The 18,175-nt window shown below is 55.9% G+C and carries 17 protein-coding genes; 11 read left to right on the top strand and 6 right to left on the bottom strand.

All coding sequences use genetic code 11. The features are described from left to right. Nucleotides 1-68: 68 nt before the first annotated feature. Nucleotides 69-482 carry a hypothetical protein gene (locus JXR15_RS04295; protein WP_422051991.1) on the top strand — a complete coding sequence of 138 codons (414 nt, stop codon included), beginning with the start codon at nt 69-71 and terminating at the stop codon, nt 480-482. Between the two features lie 59 nt (nt 483-541). Here JXR15_RS04295 and ahcY read toward each other — a convergent pair whose 3' ends face one another. Further along, nucleotides 542-1,927 (bottom strand): adenosylhomocysteinase, encoded by a 1,386-nt coding sequence (ahcY, locus tag JXR15_RS04290; RefSeq protein WP_422051990.1) that lies wholly within the window; start codon nt 1,925-1,927, stop codon nt 542-544. A gap of 100 nt (nt 1,928-2,027) precedes the next feature. Further along, complete coding sequence (locus tag JXR15_RS04285; RefSeq protein WP_422051989.1) at nt 2,028-2,345, bottom strand: hypothetical protein; 318 nt, start codon at nt 2,343-2,345, stop codon at nt 2,028-2,030. Between the two features lie 559 nt (nt 2,346-2,904). Between JXR15_RS04285 and JXR15_RS04280 the strand changes: the two genes are divergently transcribed. Further along, complete coding sequence (locus JXR15_RS04280; protein ID WP_422052247.1) at nt 2,905-3,468, top strand: hypothetical protein; 564 nt, start codon at nt 2,905-2,907, stop codon at nt 3,466-3,468. 30 nt (nt 3,469-3,498) lie between these two features. After that, nucleotides 3,499-3,996, top strand: coding sequence for a GNAT family N-acetyltransferase (locus JXR15_RS04275; protein WP_422051988.1), 498 nt, complete (start codon nt 3,499-3,501; stop codon nt 3,994-3,996). A 210-nt stretch (nt 3,997-4,206) separates the two neighbouring features. On the opposite strand, the gene JXR15_RS04270 is transcribed toward JXR15_RS04275, so the two are convergent. Both JXR15_RS04270 and JXR15_RS04265 read right to left on the bottom strand, forming a co-directional pair. Continuing rightward, complete coding sequence (locus JXR15_RS04270) at nt 4,207-4,371, bottom strand: hypothetical protein (protein ID WP_422051987.1); 165 nt, start codon at nt 4,369-4,371, stop codon at nt 4,207-4,209. A gap of 101 nt (nt 4,372-4,472) precedes the next feature. Continuing rightward, complete coding sequence (locus JXR15_RS04265) at nt 4,473-4,928, bottom strand: Lrp/AsnC family transcriptional regulator (RefSeq protein WP_422051986.1); 456 nt, start codon at nt 4,926-4,928, stop codon at nt 4,473-4,475. Nucleotides 4,929-5,083: 155 nt separating this feature from the next. Here JXR15_RS04265 and JXR15_RS04260 point away from each other — a divergent pair, with 155 nt between their 5' ends. Then, nucleotides 5,084-6,130, top strand: coding sequence for a Glu/Leu/Phe/Val family dehydrogenase (locus JXR15_RS04260; RefSeq protein ID WP_422051985.1), 1,047 nt, complete (start codon nt 5,084-5,086; stop codon nt 6,128-6,130). 377 nt (nt 6,131-6,507) lie between these two features. Beyond that, nucleotides 6,508-8,589 (top strand): methyl-accepting chemotaxis protein, encoded by a 2,082-nt coding sequence (locus JXR15_RS04255; RefSeq protein WP_422051984.1) that lies wholly within the window; start codon nt 6,508-6,510, stop codon nt 8,587-8,589. A gap of 121 nt (nt 8,590-8,710) precedes the next feature. Here JXR15_RS04255 and JXR15_RS04250 read toward each other — a convergent pair whose 3' ends face one another. Beyond that, a complete protein-coding gene (locus JXR15_RS04250; protein ID WP_422051983.1) occupies nt 8,711-9,265 on the bottom strand; it encodes an ActR/PrrA/RegA family redox response regulator transcription factor in 555 nt (184 codons plus the stop codon). Between the two features lie 74 nt (nt 9,266-9,339). Then, nucleotides 9,340-9,969, bottom strand: coding sequence for an SCO family protein (locus JXR15_RS04245; RefSeq protein ID WP_422051982.1), 630 nt, complete (start codon nt 9,967-9,969; stop codon nt 9,340-9,342). Nucleotides 9,970-10,053: 84 nt separating this feature from the next. On the opposite strand from JXR15_RS04245, the gene regB reads away from it, so the two are divergent. The 6 genes from regB to addB all read left to right on the top strand — a co-directional run bounded on the left by regB (nt 10,054) and on the right by addB (nt 18,171). Next, nucleotides 10,054-11,439: a sensor histidine kinase RegB gene (regB, locus tag JXR15_RS04240; RefSeq protein ID WP_422051981.1), complete on the top strand. Its 1,386-nt coding sequence runs from the start codon at nt 10,054-10,056 to the stop codon at nt 11,437-11,439. 103 nt (nt 11,440-11,542) lie between these two features. Beyond that, nucleotides 11,543-13,045, top strand: a complete 1,503-nt coding sequence (locus JXR15_RS04235) for a PAS-domain containing protein (RefSeq protein ID WP_422051980.1) — start codon at nt 11,543-11,545, stop codon at nt 13,043-13,045. Between the two features lie 48 nt (nt 13,046-13,093). Beyond that, nucleotides 13,094-13,567: a tRNA (adenosine(37)-N6)-threonylcarbamoyltransferase complex ATPase subunit type 1 TsaE gene (gene tsaE / locus JXR15_RS04230; protein ID WP_422051979.1), complete on the top strand. Its 474-nt coding sequence runs from the start codon at nt 13,094-13,096 to the stop codon at nt 13,565-13,567. Then, the gene (locus tag JXR15_RS04225; protein ID WP_422051978.1) at nt 13,564-14,586 is read left to right on the top strand and encodes an aminoglycoside phosphotransferase family protein; all 1,023 of its coding nucleotides are present in this window, start codon (nt 13,564-13,566) and stop codon (nt 14,584-14,586) included. The genes tsaE and JXR15_RS04225 overlap by 4 nt, the downstream gene beginning before the upstream one ends. Next, nucleotides 14,562-15,254 (top strand): nucleotidyltransferase family protein, encoded by a 693-nt coding sequence (locus JXR15_RS04220; RefSeq protein WP_422051977.1) that lies wholly within the window; start codon nt 14,562-14,564, stop codon nt 15,252-15,254. The genes JXR15_RS04225 and JXR15_RS04220 overlap by 25 nt, the downstream gene beginning before the upstream one ends. Beyond that, the gene (gene addB / locus JXR15_RS04215; RefSeq protein WP_422051976.1) at nt 15,247-18,171 is read left to right on the top strand and encodes a double-strand break repair protein AddB; all 2,925 of its coding nucleotides are present in this window, start codon (nt 15,247-15,249) and stop codon (nt 18,169-18,171) included. Before JXR15_RS04220 ends, addB begins: the two co-directional genes overlap by 8 nt. Nucleotides 18,172-18,175: the final 4 nt, after the last annotated feature.

The following is an 18,175-nucleotide window of genomic DNA, read 5'->3' as shown; positions in this document are numbered from 1 at the left end:
ATTTCAGCACTTAAACCCGATTTATCTTTGATAACTCCAGCAAAGAGCGATCTCACCAATCCACCAGCATGACAACAATTTCCTCAAAACTCATTTCCGTTGCCTTTCTAGTGTTTTTGGTGGCGCCAGTGAGCGCAAACCACATTTTCCCCGAAGTTGTTTTTTCGAAGGAGGATGACCCGTCTCAAAGGTTTTTCGAAACCTGTGACCTCTTTTCAGAGGGTACAGTTGAAATATTGAGTGCCGCGCGTGTGGCTCCAATTGATATCTACAAAAGCGGGAACGGTAACTATTTCACGCACCACCCAGCGTTTGGATGCGCAGGGCCATTTGATCTCGGAGCTAAACCAAAAATTTATGAAAGGTATCAGCCTTGGTTTGAGGAATGGGTACTGACGCTTGGTTCGAGTGTAGATGGCAGAATGTCGATAACCTTTGGAGACACAGTTTTTGTCGCCAGCACAAAAATGCCTCCCGAGTAGAAACCAAAAACGGCGCCCCTGTCCGGGACGCCGCTCTCAAATTCAGTGCCTAACCCAGCTTAATAGCGGTAGTGTTCCGGCTTGAACGGGCCTTCGGTGTTCACGCCAATATAGTCCGCCTGCTCTTTGTTGAGCTTGGACAGCTTCGCGCCCACTTTTGCGAGGTGCAGCGCCGCCACTTTCTCATCCAAATGCTTCGGCAGGATGTAGACGTCGTTCTTGTACTCCTCGCCTTTGGTGAACAGCTCGATCTGCGCCAGCACCTGGTTGGTGAAGCTTGCAGACATCACAAACGACGGGTGACCGGTGGCGTTGCCGAGGTTCAGCAAGCGGCCTTCAGACAGCAGGATCATGCGATTGCCGGATGGCATCTCGATCATGTCCACTTGCTCTTTGATGTTGGTCCACTTGTGGTTCTTCAGGTTCGCTACCTGAATCTCATTGTCGAAGTGGCCAATGTTGCCAACAATCGCCATGTCTTTCATCTCGCGCATGTGCTCGATGCGGATCACGTCTTTGTTGCCGGTGGTGGTGATGAACAGGTCAGCGGTCGCCGCCTCATCTTCCAGCGTGGTCACTTCAAAGCCGTCCATCGCCGCTTGCAGCGCACAAATCGGGTCAACTTCGGTCACCTTCACACGGGCACCTGCGCCACGCAGCGAGGCGGCAGAGCCTTTGCCCACGTCGCCATAGCCACAAACAACCGCCACTTTGCCGGCCATCATCGTGTCCGTCGCGCGGCGGATACCGTCCACGAGGCTCTCTTTACAGCCGTATTTGTTGTCAAACTTCGACTTGGTCACAGAGTCGTTCACGTTGATCGCAGGGAAAGGCAGCTCGCCCTTTTTCACCAGATCATAGAGACGGTGCACACCAGTGGTGGTCTCTTCAGACACACCCTGGATCGCGTCACGGGTCTTGGTGAACCAGCCAGGGCTCGCCGCCATGCGCTTGGCAATCTGCTTGTGAATGACTTCTTCTTCCTCAGAACTCGGCACGCCGAGGTCTTCGCCCGCTTCCGCCTTGGCACCAAGCAAGATGTACAGTGTCGCGTCGCCACCATCATCAAGGATCATGTTCGGGCCTTCCGGGAACATGAACGACTTGTCCAAGTAGTCCCAATGCTCTTCCAGCGACTGACCTTTGATCGCAAACACCGGAATGTCTGCAGCCGCAATCGCTGCTGCGGCGTGATCCTGTGTGGAGAAGATGTTGCAGCTGGCCCAGCGCACATCCGCGCCCAGTGCCACCAGCGTTTCAATCAGACAGGCGGTCTGAATGGTCATGTGCAGCGAGCCAACAATGCGCGCGCCCGTGAGTGGTTTGCTTTCGCCAAATTCCTCGCGCAGCGCCATCAGGCCCGGCATTTCGGTTTCGGCAATATCCAGTTCCTTGCGGCCAAAATCAGCCAAGGAAATATCTTTAACAGTGTAATCGGTCGCCATTGCGCCCAGCTCCTTACGGGTTTGCTTTGGCGACCAGATAACACTCAGAAGGGCTTTCTACAACGTTACCAAAAACGTTTCGATGCGCTGCAAAGGCGCTTTAACCCTCAATTCCGTCAGACGGCAGCACAGCCTCCTGCTGGAACCAGTCCGTTCCGGCGGCCAAAATGCAGGACACCCCCTGCGCATTGGTCATGATCACCGTAAATGTCCCGGTTGTCTCTGATGACCACACCTCAAGCATCGTCATCTTTGTGTCGTGGCTGCCTTGCAGCCCACCTGCGACCATGGCTTCAGCATATTTGCTCTGCAAACGCTGCACCACAAGGTCTCTGTCCGCACAGCTGGCGGCGATCGCCGGCGGTGCCGCTGCGGCCATGCCAAACAGCAAGGCTGCTCCTACTACTCTCTTAAACATAGCGCTCTCCTTTCTCGCGCAGATTGACCCATAGGAGGTCAAGTCATTGAGGTTTGGAGAGGGGGACACGCGGGAGGAAGCCGATGTAGAAACGTGCCCCCCTCGCTAGTCATGTCGGTATCGCGCTGCGCTTTTACAAAACACGCCTGATCACGTTGTTTTGTGGCAGCACGTGATCCCGACACAACATAGGCTGCGCCTCAAATATGGCCAAAATGTGGCGACGCCTCATTTTGCAGCAAAACAAGGCTCGAAAGGGTCAGCTTCCCCTGACTGTTAAGGCTTTCGAAACCAAGGTATAAGAAACCTTTATTTGTTAGGTTTTTGGTCATGAATTTCCCGCCACTTAGGGCCATGTTTCGGTCTGCTTTCTTCATCCCCGCCGTCTTGCTGATGGGCACATTGATTGTGATCACCAATGCGTTGATCACCTCCGGTGTGGCTACTGGTTGATGCCAGTGCACTCCCTGCTCGCCTGACTGTTGCGCATCGCTACTTGGCTGGCGTACACCGGTTTGACACAACCGGGAGACACCCTTTGGCACGAGCATGGCAGCGTATGTTGTCCGGTCGCAGGCTGGACCTGCTGGACCCCACCCCCGTGGACATCGAAATCGAAGACATCGCCCATGGGCTGGCTTTTGTCGCCCGCTGGAACGGCCAGACCCATGGAGATTTTGCCTATTCCGTGGCCGAACATTCCTTGCTAGTCGAAGAGCTTTACGGCCGGATGTACAAATCCGCCACGCCCCAAACCCGGCTGACCGCCCTTCTGCATGACGCGCCGGAATATGTGATTGGCGACATGATCTCCCCGGTGAAAGCCGCGGTGGGTCCGGAATATGAAACGCTCGATGACCGGTTGATGGCCGCAATTCACATCCGCTTTGGCCTGCCTGCTGAAACCCCCAAACGGCTCAAGGCACAGATCAAAAAGGCGGACAAAGTCTCCGCCTGGATGGAGGCCACACAGATTGCCGGCTTCTCCGTTGCTGAGGCCAACAAACTGTTTGGCACACCTGACCCAAAAATCATTGATGGCCTGTCCATCCGCCTGCGCCCACCTGTGGACGTACGCACCGATTACACCACCCGCGTTGAAACCCTTCTGGCCGCGCTTTAGGCTTATTTAGTCCCTGATATCGAGTATCCCATGTCCCAAATCACCGTCCAAAAAGGCAACTCCGTTGACCTGCGCCAAACCGCAGAATTGCTCAACGAAATCATCGCCATTGGCGGCTCCACAGCGATGACCAACCCCATGTCCCGCGACGACCTGGAGGGCTGGCTTATGGCGGATCAGGACTGCAGCACATGGCATGTCGCCATGACAGAAGACGGCACACTTCTGGGGTTCCAATGGGTTGGCCCTTGGGGAGATTTGCCGCCCGAAGCTTGTGGCATTGGCACTTTTGTGAAAGCAGGCCGCACTGGTCTCGGCATTGGCTCCAAGCTGTTTGAAGCTAGCGTGAATGCCGCTCGTGATTTGGGCTATACGTGGATGGACGCCGAAATCCGCGCCGACAACGAAGGCGGGTTGGCCTATTATCAAAGCCGAGGCTTTGAGACCTACAAACGCCTCACAGACATCCCACTGGACGACGGCACCTTGGTCAACAAGATCTGCAAGCGGTACGACCTCAATATCTGAGGCCGCACAGGCACTGTCGTGCAGGATATTATTTGATGGTGTAAATCGGTGACGAACTGCCTTCACGTCGACTGAAGGTCAGTGTGCCATCGTCGTTGTACACGGGTGTGCTACAAAATTCGCGACCAACCAAACGCTCCGGTGACCTGTAAACGCTGCACATTTCCTTTGCATTGGCTACATATGTCCCGACAACCGGGTTGCCGCCAATCATGCCACCAACGGTGCCATCCGCATTGACAATGATGGTCGAGCCGCTTCGGTCACCAACTCCTTGCCAATCAGGCTGTCCATCACTGTGGCTTCATCCCCAGAAGACGACATACAACCGCCCAATGCCAAAGCCAAAATTACAGGTGTTGCAAGTACTTTCATCACAATTCTATTCCATTTAGTTCAATGTCACCCACCTCAATTGTGGGCGCGTGAAATAGAGCACCAAATTTCCACCTAAGCGAGATAAATTTGGCCGTAGGCTACATCGCCGGCAACACATCCCGCCGCACCAAGGCGCGCAAAGCAAAGTTGCTGCGCATATTACGCACACCTTTCACCTTCATCAGCCGATGCTCCAGGAACGCGTCAAACGCATCCAGATCCGCTGCCACCACTCGCAACAGGAAATCCCTCGAGCCGGTCATGAGGTAACATTCCATGACCTCTTCAAACGCGCTCACCGCCCGCTCGAAGTTCGTGATCACATCAGCGCCCTGCGCCTCCAGCTCCACCGACACAAAAATTGTGACCGGCAGGCCAATTTTGCGCGGATCCACCCGCGCGCCATAGCCGGTGATGACCCCATCTGCCTGCAGCCGCTCCAGCCGCCGCGCACAGGGCGTGGCCGACAGCCCCACCTGCTCCGCCAGCTCGCCAATCTTCATGCGCCCGTCCAGCTGCAAGGCCCGCACGATTCTACGATCAATGGCATCCATAGGGAAAATCTCCAAAAGTTAACCATATTTGGGCCAGTATCTCTAAAAATCACCCTTCCGCATAGGCGTATTTGGAGAAAACCTCTGTTGATCCTGTGTCAATTTGCCGCCACTTCGCGCCTGGGACGCGGCAAACAAAAACAAGGAAACGCCCGATGCAAATCACCCGTTTGGCCACACCAACCCATGAAACCGTTTTGCGTGTACATGACGCCACTATTGGCCTCACCGGTTTTATTGCGGTGCATTCGACCAAACTGGGCCCGGCCGCCGGCGGCCTACGCATGCGTCGCTATGACAGTGAAGACGCCGCATTGACCGACGCGCTGCGCCTGTCCGAGGGCATGACCTACAAGAACGCCGCCGCTGGCCTGCCTTTGGGTGGCGGCAAAGCGGTCATTATGGGCGACGCCTCGGCCAAAACCTCCGCACAGCTGCTGACCTTTGCCCGCGCCATCAACACGCTGGAAGGAGAGTATTGGACCGCTGAAGACATGGGCATGAGCCCTGCTGACATGTCCTTACTGGCCACCGAAACCAAATTTGTTGCGGGCCTGCCAGACGGTCCACATGCTTCCGGCGACCCGTCCCCGATCACTGCGCGTGGCATCTTTGAGTCGATCAAAGTCACCGCCAAACATCAGCTAGGCAGCGCAGATCTGACTGGCCGCACCGTCGCCGTGCAGGGCCTTGGCCACGTTGGCACCTACCTGTGTGAGTTCCTGCACAAAGCTGGCGCCAAGCTGATCCTAGCCGACATCAATGCCAAACGCGTGGCCGAACTGGTCACCAAATATGACGCTCAAGCCGCTGGACCAAACGACATCCTGACCGTGAAGGCTGACATCCTTGCCCCCTGCGCAATTGGCGCCATTCTGAACGCAGACAGCATTGCCAAGCTCAAGGTCGCAGCGGTCTGTGGCGGCGCCAACAATCAGCTGGCCACAAGTGAAGACGGCGCCCGCCTGCACGCGCGCGGTATTCTCTACGCACCTGACTTTGTCGCCAACGCCGGCGGCATCATCAACGTCGCCACCGAGGTGCTCGCCATCGACAACCGGGCCGCGTATGTGGATGAGAAACTGGCCGCCGTGGAAAACACACTCGACCGCATATTCACCCGCGCCAGAACCATGGATTGCAGCCCAGCTGACGTGGCGGTGGCGATTGTCGACGAGATGCTGGCGGACAAAGCCGCCTAAATCCTCCTCAAAGAATAATCGCCCCTTCTCCTGGGAGGGGCGTTCCGGTTCTCACGAACCCACTGCCCGGCCCCTGCGGCCGGGTTTTTCGTGTGCGGTTTCCCAAGGAGCCCCGCACCCCTCACAAAAACGTGAAATTGATGAAGAAGTCCTTGCCGAAAAGATGCACCTAATAAGTGTATTTCTTTCAGCCACTCAATCTTCTTCCGGAACAAAGACTTATAAAAATAGGCGCAGAATACCACTTATGCGGTGGCACCCCGGACCATCCCGGCAAAACTTACCGACAGTTTTCTCTTTAAGACATTGTTCAGGCACCTCTGCCTAGGACCGCTTCAGGCACTTTCAGATTCGATCCAAATAATCTGGGGAAACAGATGTCACTTAGATCACAAATACTCGCAATTATGACCGTTCCGTTATTGGCCCTGCTGGCCATCGGCGGCCTTAAAACGCAGGCCCACTGGCACCGTAGCCAAAACGCAGAGGCCACGCAGTCCATAGCGCAGCACGCCACAACCCTCCTACGAGTGGTGCACACGCTCCAGGTTGAACGCGGCCTGTCTGCCGCTTTCCTTTCCGCCACCCAAACAGACACATTGCCCGACAATTTAATCGAGGCCCGCAGCGCAACTGATGCAGCTCTGTCCGCTGTCACCAAAGATACCGCCGAGCTGCGCCAGCACATTGATCCACTGGCGTCTTTGCGCCCCGGTGTGACCCGCAAATCTTTGCCATTGGGAGACATCGGCGGCGGCTACTCCGGAATGATTGCCAATATTCTTGCAAACGTGAGCAGCACGCTGCTGCATCAAAACAACGCCGAGCTGGCCCAGATCAGTGCGGCTTTGGTGAACATGACCTACGCCAAAGAAATGGCTGGCCAACAACGGGCCGCCGGTGCTGTGGGTTTTGCACAGGGCACGTTTGCGCCGCCGATCTACCAGTGGTTCGCTGAAACCAGCGCTGCGGAAACACGCCTGCTTGATATCGCCGCGCTGTCGCTGAAACACCATCTGCCGGACGTCGATGTACGCGCAGGTCTGGCGCCCACCGGCCTACCGGACATTCGCGCCAATATCCTAAGCGCGGGTGCGGGCGGCGCCGTCACGCCAATGACACCAAAAGACTGGTTTGAACGCGCCACCTCGTGGATCTCCTCGTTGCGGGACCTGGAATTGCACGTGGCCGACCACATGAACATGCTGGCCACAACAGAGGCCGCCGCCGCGCAAACGGCGCTTCGGTTCACCTTGGCGGCTGGCGCGTTGTGCACCCTGTTAAGCCTTCTGGTGGGCTTCCGACTGATCTTTGCCTTCACATCTCAATTCAAAGATCTGCAATCAGACATGGACAAATTGGCCAGAAAAGAATTCGAGTTCGAACCCGCCAACTTGAACGCACGAAATGAGGTCGGCCTCCTCAATCAATCGCTTGAGCAGACCCGCATCGCCCTTAAAGAGGCCGAAAACCGTCTCATCGCCAGCGAAGAGGCCCGCGTCAAAGATCGAGGAGCCTTTGTCGCCCACCTGGACAAAGGTCTGGAGCAGCTTGCAAACGGCGATCTGGATTGCTCAATTGATACGCCTTTCTCAGAGGAATACGAACCGCTCCGGATCAGCTTCAATCAGTCTCTAAACCACCTGAAAGAGACCATTGGTGAGGTTCTGGAAGCGGCCAATAACATGACCATTGGGGCCTCTGAAATCAGCCAGGCAGCGGACCATCTTTCTCAACGCACCGAACGACAGGCGGCGACATTGGAAGAAACGGCAGCGGCCTTGGAAGAGCTGACCAATTCCGTGCAATCCTCCGCAGACGGTGCACGCAGCGTGGAATCCACCATGGAGCAGGCCAGCGAAGAGGCCAACACCAGTGGTGTTATAGTGCAAAACGCCATTGCCGCCATGGCGGAGATTGAAAAGTCTTCGTCCAAAATCGCACAGATCATCAGTGTGATTGACGACATCGCCTTTCAGACCAACCTCTTGGCTTTGAACGCTGGGGTCGAGGCTGCGCGTGCCGGTGAACACGGGCGCGGCTTTGCAGTGGTGGCGTCTGAGGTCCGCCACTTGGCGCTAAACTCCGCGGACGCGGCCACTGAAATCAAATCTTTGATTGCGGACAGTTCAGGCCACGTTCAACACGGCGTCAATTTGGTTGGGGATGCGGGCACCGCACTCAACAACATTGTAGACCGCGTCAATCAGATCTCGAAATTGGTCAAAAGTATCGCGTCCGGATCTGTGGAACAGGCCACGGGCCTAAAAGAGATCAACACCAACGTGCACCATTTGGATGACGTCACGCAGAAGAACGCCGCCATGGTCGAGGAATCCACCGCTGCGGGCCACCTGCTGCATACAGATGCCACCAAGCTTGCGACGTTGATGGAACAGTTTAATACGGGTGATCTCACAGAGGCGCCCGCGCCTTCGGAGCTGCGCCAGGCATCCTAATTGCCACAAACAAAAAACCCGGCCTTTTTGGCCGGGTTTGTTAACATTTCGCCCACCACCGCAAAACAGTCGCGATACCGACACGATACCGATGCTGTTTTTGGGGGCGTCAGATCACATCTTAACGCGGCGAGCGCTTTGCCAGAATCCGCTGCAACGTTCGGCGGTGCATGTTCAACCGGCGTGCAGTTTCACTCACATTGCGATCACACAATTCATACACCCGTTGGATGTGCTCCCAGCGTACCCGGTCTGCACTCATCGGATTTTCCGGTGGGGGTGGCAGCTCATCCGGCCCGCTCAGAAGCGCGTTCATCACATCCGTCGCATCTGCCGGTTTACTGAGGTAATCGGTTGCCCCAATCTTCACCGCAGCCACCGCCGTGGCGATCGCGCCGTAGCCGGTCAGAACGACAACCCGGCTGTCCGCACGTTTGTCCCGAATAACTTCGACAACGTCCAATCCGTTGCCATCCCCAAGCCGCAAATCAACCACGGCATAGGCCGGTGGGCGGGCAGTGGCAATCGCTTGCCCCGCCGCAACGGACCCAGCCGTCTCCACCTCAAAACCGCGTTTTTCCATGGCCTTAGCGAGGCGCCGCAGAAACGGCTCATCGTCATCTACCAACAGAAGTGATTTGTCCGGCCCGATCTCCGACAGCGCGTTTTCCGTCATGTGCCTGTTCCCCACTGCGTCTTTGAACAAGTATTAGCGCCCCTGGCCAATTGGGTCAAACAGACCATCGGCCACTACATATTGTCTACGAAACACGCGACAGTTTCGGCCATTTTTTCAGGGCTCACATCGCGGCGGAAGTACTCCACAAAGCCATGCTCCGGGAGTGTCAAATAGGTGAAGGTCGAGTGGTCCACGAGGTAAAACTCCTCATCGCCATCTTCCGCAGGCTGCTTCTTGTAGTAGGTGCGATACGCTTGGCTCGCAGCCTTCACCTGCTCAGGAGAGCCGGTCAGACCAATCATGCGTTCATGCAAGTATCCCGAATAGTCACTCATCACTTCCGGCGTGTCGCGCTCTGGATCGATGGTGATGAACACGGGCGTCACAATCTTGCCGTCTGCTTCAAGGATATCAACAGCTTCTGCATTCCGCGTGTTGTCCAACGGGCAGACATCCGGGCAGAAAGTATAGCCAAAATAGACCAACGAAGGCTCGGTCAAAACGTCCTTGTCCGTTACCGTTTCCCCGGCGCCATTCACCAGCTCAAACGGACCACCAATCGCACTGGTGCCACCGGCAACCTGTCCCTGACGACACTGGGAAAACTGATCCCCGTCACCATTGCCACGGCTCACGTACCACATGCCGGCAAGCGCAAAGATCGCTACAAACGCGGCCACTGCCGCCACAATCCGAACCATGTCAAACCTCATCAAGTTTAGTTGCGGGATATGACGTTGAGACCTATCAAGGTTGCTCAAAGACACAAGCGGAAAGGCCTCAAAATGACGGATTTGTCAGGCGAGCTGCTCAATACAAATCGTCGCAGCAACTGGATTCGCTTGCGCACTTTCATCATGCTGCGCTGGATTGCCATCTGCGGTCAGATTGTTGCGCTGCTGGTGGCCCAATTTGGCTTTCACTTAGAGCTCTACTACGGCCTGTGTTATATGGCGGTTGGTGTCGCTATCATAGGCAATTTGGTTGCCACTTTTGTCTTTCCAGAGAACAAGCTGCTCACCGAAAGAGAGAACATGGCCATGTTGCTCTTTGATGTCTTACAACTGAGCTTTCTACTGTTTCTCACCGGCGGCCTGCACAACCCTTTTTCCTTCCTGGTTGTCGCCCCCGTCTCTATTGCCGCCTCCGTACTACCCATCCGTTCAGCGGTGTTCCTGGGATGCCTGACCGTCGCCTTGGTCAGCGTTCTTTTGGAATTTCATATTCCTCTGCGTACCGACAATTTTTTCATCCTGCGTGTGCCAGATGTCTTTCTGTTTGGAAACTGGGCGGCCATTGTGATTGCCCTGTTCTTTTCCTCTCTCTACTCCCGCCGCGTGGTGTCGGAGATGTCCTCCATGGGCGAAGCTTTGGCAGCCACGCAGATGGCTCTGGCGCGCGAACAGAAATTAACCGATCTCGGCGGCGTCGTAGCCGCGGCTGCGCACGAACTTGGCACCCCATTGGCCACCATCAAACTCACCAGCGCGGAACTTATGGAAGAGTTGGAAGACCATCCGGATTTGCATGAAGACGCCGCCCTGATCCGTCAGCAGGCCGACCGCTGCCGAGACATCCTGCGTTCAATGGGGCGTGCCGGAAAAGACGACCTGCACTTGCGGAAAGCGCCGCTGTCCACGGTTATAGAAGAGGCCGCCGAACCCCATATGGGACGTGGAAAAGAGATCATTTTTGATCATTACGACTTGTTGGACGGACCGGAAATCTTACGCCGCCCTGAGATCATCCATGGCCTGCGCAACCTAATCCAAAACGCTGTCGACTTCTCAAAAACGTCGGTTTGGGTTGAGACAGAATGCGCAACTGAGTCGGTATCCGTGCGCATTTTGGACGACGGGCCGGGGTATCCAACTCACCTAATTGGACGTATTGGCGACCCCTTTGTGCGATACCGAAAGTCAGCAAAAGACGTCAAAAAGCGGCCCGGGTATGAGGGCATGGGGTTGGGGCTATTTATAGCCAAAACACTTTTGGAGAGATCGGGGGCCGAAATCAGTTTTGCCAATGGATCCAGCATTTTAGTTGAACATGCCGAGGGAGCCGATCGCTGTGGTGCGGTTGTCGAAGTAATTTGGCCACGTGAAAAAGTGGATGCGGCCATGAACCTCTCAGCGCTTGGAACAGGTGATAATCCCTTACACAAATCTTAACCGCACGCGCGCGCAAGCTTGAAAAATATGCAATTTAGAGTAAGCTATTTAAGCAACTCAATTACGTACTCCTCGTTGTTTCAAAATAACTTTGAGGTCTACCATGTTTTTATTCAGTGCCTTGTTTTTTGTGCTTTTGGTTTTTTCAAGTCTGGCCGCGGTCGCGGTGATGTACCAATCAAGAGAAACCAAATCGCTAACAACGCAGCCTTTGATCGAACAACAAACACAGTCGCCTCAGGTGGCCCGGTTTTTGTTTCGCGCCGGTACTTTGGTTGACGCCAATTCAGCCGCGCTCAGATTATGCTCAGAGGTTCCAACCGAACGTTTCGATTGGGAAGCGCTTCGTCAAAAACTGTCCGCCAGTTTTCCCGATTTCCCCTACGCGCAAGGTGCTTCGCAAAAAAGAGATGTAACCGTTCTAAAATCCAATGATCCAAACGACGCATCAATTGTCACACTGGATCAATGGAACGATGTGGCCCGCGTCACACTGGAGCAAGACATCGCACCGGACATGGCGCGCCGCACGGCCATTTTCCAAGCCATGTTTCAAGCGCCCAATCCAATCTGGAAAATCAACACAAAGGGTATGATTGTGTGGCGCAACACGGCCTACAAATCACTTGGTGCATCGCTTGGTTTTGAAGGTGACGCTCAGCCTCTGTTTGACACAACAACCCTGTCTCCCGGTGACCCGCCTTTGCGCTTAAAACTCTCAAGTCGCGATACTTCACAATCCCATTGGTTCAATATTACGGCGGTGCACGCAGGGCCCGACATTATGTTCTACGCGACGGAAGCAGATGCTGAGGTTTCTGCACAAGATGCACGTCGCAGCTTTGTGCAAACATTCTCAAAAACCTTTGCTCAATTGTCCACGGGTCTCGCAATTTTTGACCAAAACCAAAGTCTGGTATTGTTCAATCCCGCGCTGATCGAGCTAACCGGAGTATCCGCAGATTTCCTGTCCAATCGCTGTGATCTTTTTGCCTTTTTCGACCACTTGCGGGAACACCATGTGATCCCAACTTCAAACGGCCAAACAAGCTGGCACACACAAGTTTCCCAGATCGTCGAAGAAGCACAACTTGGCGCGTATTGCGCAACATGGACGCTGCCCACCGGGGTCACCTACAAAGTGTCCGGTCGTCCCCATCCAGACGGCGCACTGGTCTTCTTGATTGAAGACATCACGTCGGAAATCACTGTCACACGTCGCTTCCGCAGCGAGCTGGAACAGGTTTACGGCGTACTGGACACGGTAGAAGGCGCTTTGGTCCTCTTTTCCCCAACCGGTCAGTTGCGCATGTGCAATCAAGCCTACCGCAACATGTGGAAAAGCGATCCGGACCGCACTTTTGCCAAATACACTTTTTATGACGCCCTCCAACACTGGCAAGTGGATTGCATGCCCTCACCTGTTTGGGCCAAATTAAAAAAACGTATTCTGTCTACGTCCGATCGCAGCGCTTGGTCCGCATCCTTGACCAAAAAAACCGGCGAGGTGTTGACGGTGGAGGTAACACCCGTAGCCGGCGGCGTCACTTTACTGACGTTTAAGGAAATCAATCTTGTCGGCATGCCACTGCCAACATCGCACTGATGTTCGATCTCGCTTGCAGGTCCTGAGCCGCGTTTTTACTGTGGCGCCATGACCGCCTTTTCTCGCACCATCTCTCTGAATTCACCGGCCGAAACCCAGGCTTTCGCAGCTCAAGTGGCGACAACACTCTCCCCCGGCGACGTGCTGTTGCTTGAAGGGTCAATTGGCGCCGGCAAAACCCATTTTGCCCGCAACCTGATCCAATCTCTGCTGCCGGTAATGGAAGACGTGCCTTCGCCAACCTTCACATTGGTCCAAGTCTATGACTGTCCAAGCTCTGAAATCTGGCATGCTGATCTTTATCGGCTGTCCGCGCCGGACGAAGTCGTCGAGCTCGGTCTAACAGACGCCTTTGAGGACGCGATTTGTCTTGTTGAGTGGCCCGACAGATTGGCAGAACTGGCGCCAGAAAACGCCCTGACACTGCGGTTTGAATTGTCTCAGCAAGAGGAGCATCGCGTGCTGACGATGTCTGCATCTTCCCCCAAATGGGCCAAGAAGCTTGAAGGCATTGCGGCATGAGTGAGCGTGAAGCCTTGATTGATGCCTTCTTGGCAAACTCCGAGTGGGCAAATGCCCAAATTTGCGATCTCGCTGGCGATGCTTCCGCTCGCCGCTACAAGCGATTAAAACTGGCCAGCGGGACAACTGCGGTGTTGATGGACGCGCCAGATGAGGACGGCAACGGTACAGACCAATTTGCGCGCATGGCGCGTTTTTTAACCAACAAGGGATTGTCCGCGCCGCAGGTCTACTTGGAGGACCACAGCCAAGGTTTGTTGCTGCTGGAGGACCTGGGCGACGATCTTTTTGCTCGTGTCATTCCCAAAGACCCAAGCTCCGAATTCCCACTCTACGCCGCGGCCGCCGACGTGCTCACTGCCCTACATAAGCACACGCCGCCTTCAGGCTTGACCCAGATGGATGCAGCAACGCTGGCAGAGATGATTAAGCCGGTGTTTTCTTGGTACGTCGCTGGTGCGGACCAACCTTGGCAACAGGTCTGGGAGAAGTTCCACCAAGTCATTTCCCCGTTCCTGACAGAACACCTCGAAGCACCGGACACGCTCGTGTTACGAGACTATCACGCCGAAAATCTATTGTGGCTGCCGGATCGAGACGGTGTGGCCAAAGTTGGTCTGTTGGACTTTCAAGACGCCCTATTGGGCCACAAAGCCTACGATCTTGTCTCGCTGCTGCAAGACGCCCGCCGCGACGTTCCCATTGAAGTCGAACACCGCACCAAGGCGCATTTTGTACAAACCTCAGGTCTGGACCCGCAGTCGTTTGATGTGGCCTACGCCCTGCTTGGCGCGCAACGCAACCTCCGGATCATCGGCGTTTTTACCCGCCTGTGCATGCACTACGGCAAACCGCACTACATCGATCTCATCCCACGAGTTTATAACCTGGCGATGCGCAATCTAAAGCATCCCATCCTCAAAGAGCCCGCCGACATTTTGAAAAAAACGATGCCAGCCCCAACCCCTGACCTGTTAGAGAAACTGAAAACCAAATGCGCCACAGTCCCGACGCCGTAATGCTCTTTGCCGCCGGTTTTGGCACGCGCATGCGCGAACTCACCCAAAAGACCCCCAAGCCGCTTTTACATGTTGGTGGCAAAACGCTTTTGGATCGCACCCTTGATCTCACCAAAGCAGTATCGCCTAAGCGCACCGTGGTAAACGCCCACTATCACTACGCCAAAGTGGTCAACCATCTGCAAGGTACAGCGGTTCAGGTTGTTGTTGAGCAGCCAGTCATTCTGGAAACTGGCGGCGGCCTGCGCAATGCTTTGCCGCTTCTTGGGGACGGCCCGGTCTTTACAAGCAATACCGACGCAGTCTGGCGCGGCCCAAACCCTTTTCAAATGCTTCTGGAAGCCTGGCAGCCCGAAAAAATGGATGCGCTTCTGCTCTGCCTGCCCAAAGACAACGCTATTGGCCATAAAGGCAAAGGGGACTTCGTGCTAAATGAGATTGGGCAAATCTCGCGCGGGCCCGGCGTCGTGTATTCAGGCATTCAGATCCTCAAAACAGATGGGCTGCACAACATCGCCGAAAGCGCGTTTTCGCTTAACCTGCTGTGGGATCAAATGCACAAAAACGGGCGCCTTTACGGGCTGACCTACCCGGGAAAATGGTGTGACGTTGGCTCCCCTGAAGGCATCACACTGGCTGAACAGTTACTGGAGGCCGCCGATGTTTGAACCAAGTGCCTCACCCCGCGTATTTGCCCTGCCACCCGGTGCTGATTTCCCACGTTATCTTGTAGAAGGCATCCGTGCGCGCTTTGCAGATCAGCGCCCCGATGCCATTGCCAAAGCCACCGTAATCGTGAACACCGCCCGCATGGCGCGCCGTGTGCACGCCCTTTTTGACGAAGGTCCGGCAACCCTCCTGCCGCGCATCCAACTGCTTGGCGAATTTGCCAATGCCGCCTCGGCACATCTTCCGGCTGCCACACCCGCCATCCGTCAACGATTTGAGCTGATCCAGCTTGTCACGCGACTGCTTGAACAACAGCCAGATCTCGCTGCGCGTGCGTCCATCTATGATCTCGCCGATAGCCTCGCTGGGTTGTTTGACGAAATGGCCGGTGAAGGCGTGCCGGTGGACGCCATCGAAAATCTGGACGTCAGCGACCAGTCCGGACACTGGGCGCGCGCGCAATCCTTCTTCGGGATCGCGCGTCATTTCTTGGAAAACCTCGACAGCGCCCCCGGCCAAGAAGCCCGCCAGCGTCGTGCAATCGAGGCAATTGTACAATCCTGGGAAGACACACCACCTCAGCATCCGATCATTCTGGCGGGGTCCACCGGCTCGCGCGGCACTATGCAACTGCTGATGCAGGCCATCGCTACCCTGCCTCAAGGCGCCGTGGTCCTGCCGGGCTATGACTTCGACATGCCTCTCTCAACCTGGGATCATCTGTCTGACGGCCTGCAAAGCGAGGATCATCCGCAATATCGCTTTCGCTCTTTGCTAAGCGACCTTGGGATGGCCCCGCAGGACGTGCAGCTCTGGCACACTTGCACCGCGCCTTCCCCGGCCCGCAACAATCTGGTGTCGCTGGCCCTGCGCCCCGCACCTGTTACAGACCAATGGCTCAGCGAAGGCCCACATCTGAGTGATCTGACCACCGCCACCAAAGATATCACTCTGATCGAGGCCACCACTCAACGCGAAGAGGCGCTCACAATCGCGGCACGGATGCGTAAGGCCGCCGACGAAGGTCTGACCTGCGCCTTGATCACGCCAGATCGGATGCTCACCCGCCAAGTGACAGCTGCACTGGATCGCTGGAATATTGTGCCAGACGACAGCGCCGGACAACCTCTGCAACTGTCCCCGCCCGGCCGGTTCCTGCGCCACACAGCGGCTCTGTTACACCAGAAATTGACCTCAGAAGCCCTCCTGACGCTGCTCAAGCATCCTTTAACTCATAGCGGTGAAAACCGCGGCGACCATCTCCGCTTCACCCGCGATCTGGAGCTATGGATGCGCCGCAATGGTGTGACCTATCCTGAGGTTGAAGCCCTTCAGGCTTGGGCCATCGCGCGCAGCGATGACATGTCCAACTGGATGACTTGGGTGGTGGCGTGCTTCTGTTCCGCTGACCACCCCGCAAAAGACATGGCCGATCTGCTGGCAGACCACCTATCCCTATCCGAGAAAATTGCCCAAGGTCCCGGTGACGGCAGCGGCGGCCTGTGGGATCAAGCCGCTGGCCGCTCGGCTTCCCGACTGGTGGCGGAAGTAAATGATCACGCACAGGTCGTCGGAAGCATCACCCCTGCGGACTATGCAGATCTCTTTGGCGCCTTACTCTCCCGTGCAGAAGTCCGCGACCGCGATGCCGGTCACCCAAACCTCCTGATCTGGGGCACTTTGGAAGCACGTGTACAAGGCGCAGATCTTGTGATCCTTGGCGGCCTCAACGAAGGCAGTTGGCCAGAAGCGCCAAGCCCGGACCCATGGCTCAACCGCAAACTCCGCCACGACGCCGGTTTGTTATTGCCGGAGCGCCGCATTGGCCTGTCCGCGCATGATTTCCAGCAAGCCATCGGCGCACCAGAGGTCTGGATCACCCGATCTGTGCGTTCAGACGAAGCCGAAACCGTCCCCTCCCGCTGGGTCAACCGTCTGATAAATTTGCTGAGCGGCTTGCCAGACCAAAACGGGCCAAAAGCGCTCGAAGACATGAAATCCCGTGGAGACACCTGGCTATCGTGTGTGCGTGCGATGGAAACCGTTCCGATGGTGCCTGCCGCGTCGCGTCCCTCGCCAACGCCACCGCCAGAGGCCCGTCCACGTCAGCTTTCGGTCACAGAGATCAAGCGCCTGATCCGCGATCCCTATGCGATCTATGCCAAACACGTTTTGCGCCTGCGCCCTCTTGATCCACTGATGCGCACGCCCGACGCGCTATTGCGCGGCATCATTGTGCATGAAATTCTGGAAACCTTGATCAAAACTTCAGTGGCCGACGACACTCCAGTGACGCGAGATCAAATACTGACCATCTCAGAGACTGTTTTGGCCCAAAACGTACCATGGGCCACCGCCCGAGCCTTGTGGCAAGCACGGATCAATCGGGTCGCAGACCACATTGTGCATGGGGAAGAAAAACGGCGCGCACATGGAAAGCCATTGGCCTTTGAAATTCCCGCCGAAGGCAGCATTCCTGAGCTGGGCTTCCGGCTCACGGCCAAAGCTGACCGGATGGATCGCACCGAAACCGGCGCGCTGATCCTCTATGACTATAAAACCGGCGCGCCTCCCTCCAAAGACGAACAAACCTATTTTGACAAGCAGCTGCTCCTAGAAGCGGCCATGGCAGAACAGGGCGGTTTCAAGGATATTGATCCCTCTGACGTGGCTGATGCCATCTACATTGGCCTTGGCACCACGCCAAAGGATCAGCCTGCCCCCCTTCTGGAGACGCCTCCCACAAAGGTTTGGGAAGAATTCATCGCGTTGATCGAGCACTATGTTGCAGACGGCAAAGGCTTCACCTCCCGCCGCGCCATGCGCACCGAGCGCGACGAAAGCGACTACGACCAACTGGCCCGCTTTGGCGAATGGGACGCCACCGATGAGCCCACACCGGAGGCGCTGTCGTGACCCA

Origin of the sequence: Shimia sp. (genome assembly GCF_049116215.1) — a bacterium.
Classification (GTDB): Bacteria; Pseudomonadota; Alphaproteobacteria; order Rhodobacterales; family Rhodobacteraceae; genus Shimia.
Note: the sequence above shows the minus strand (reverse complement) of the source record. Positions and strands in the feature narration are given on the sequence as shown.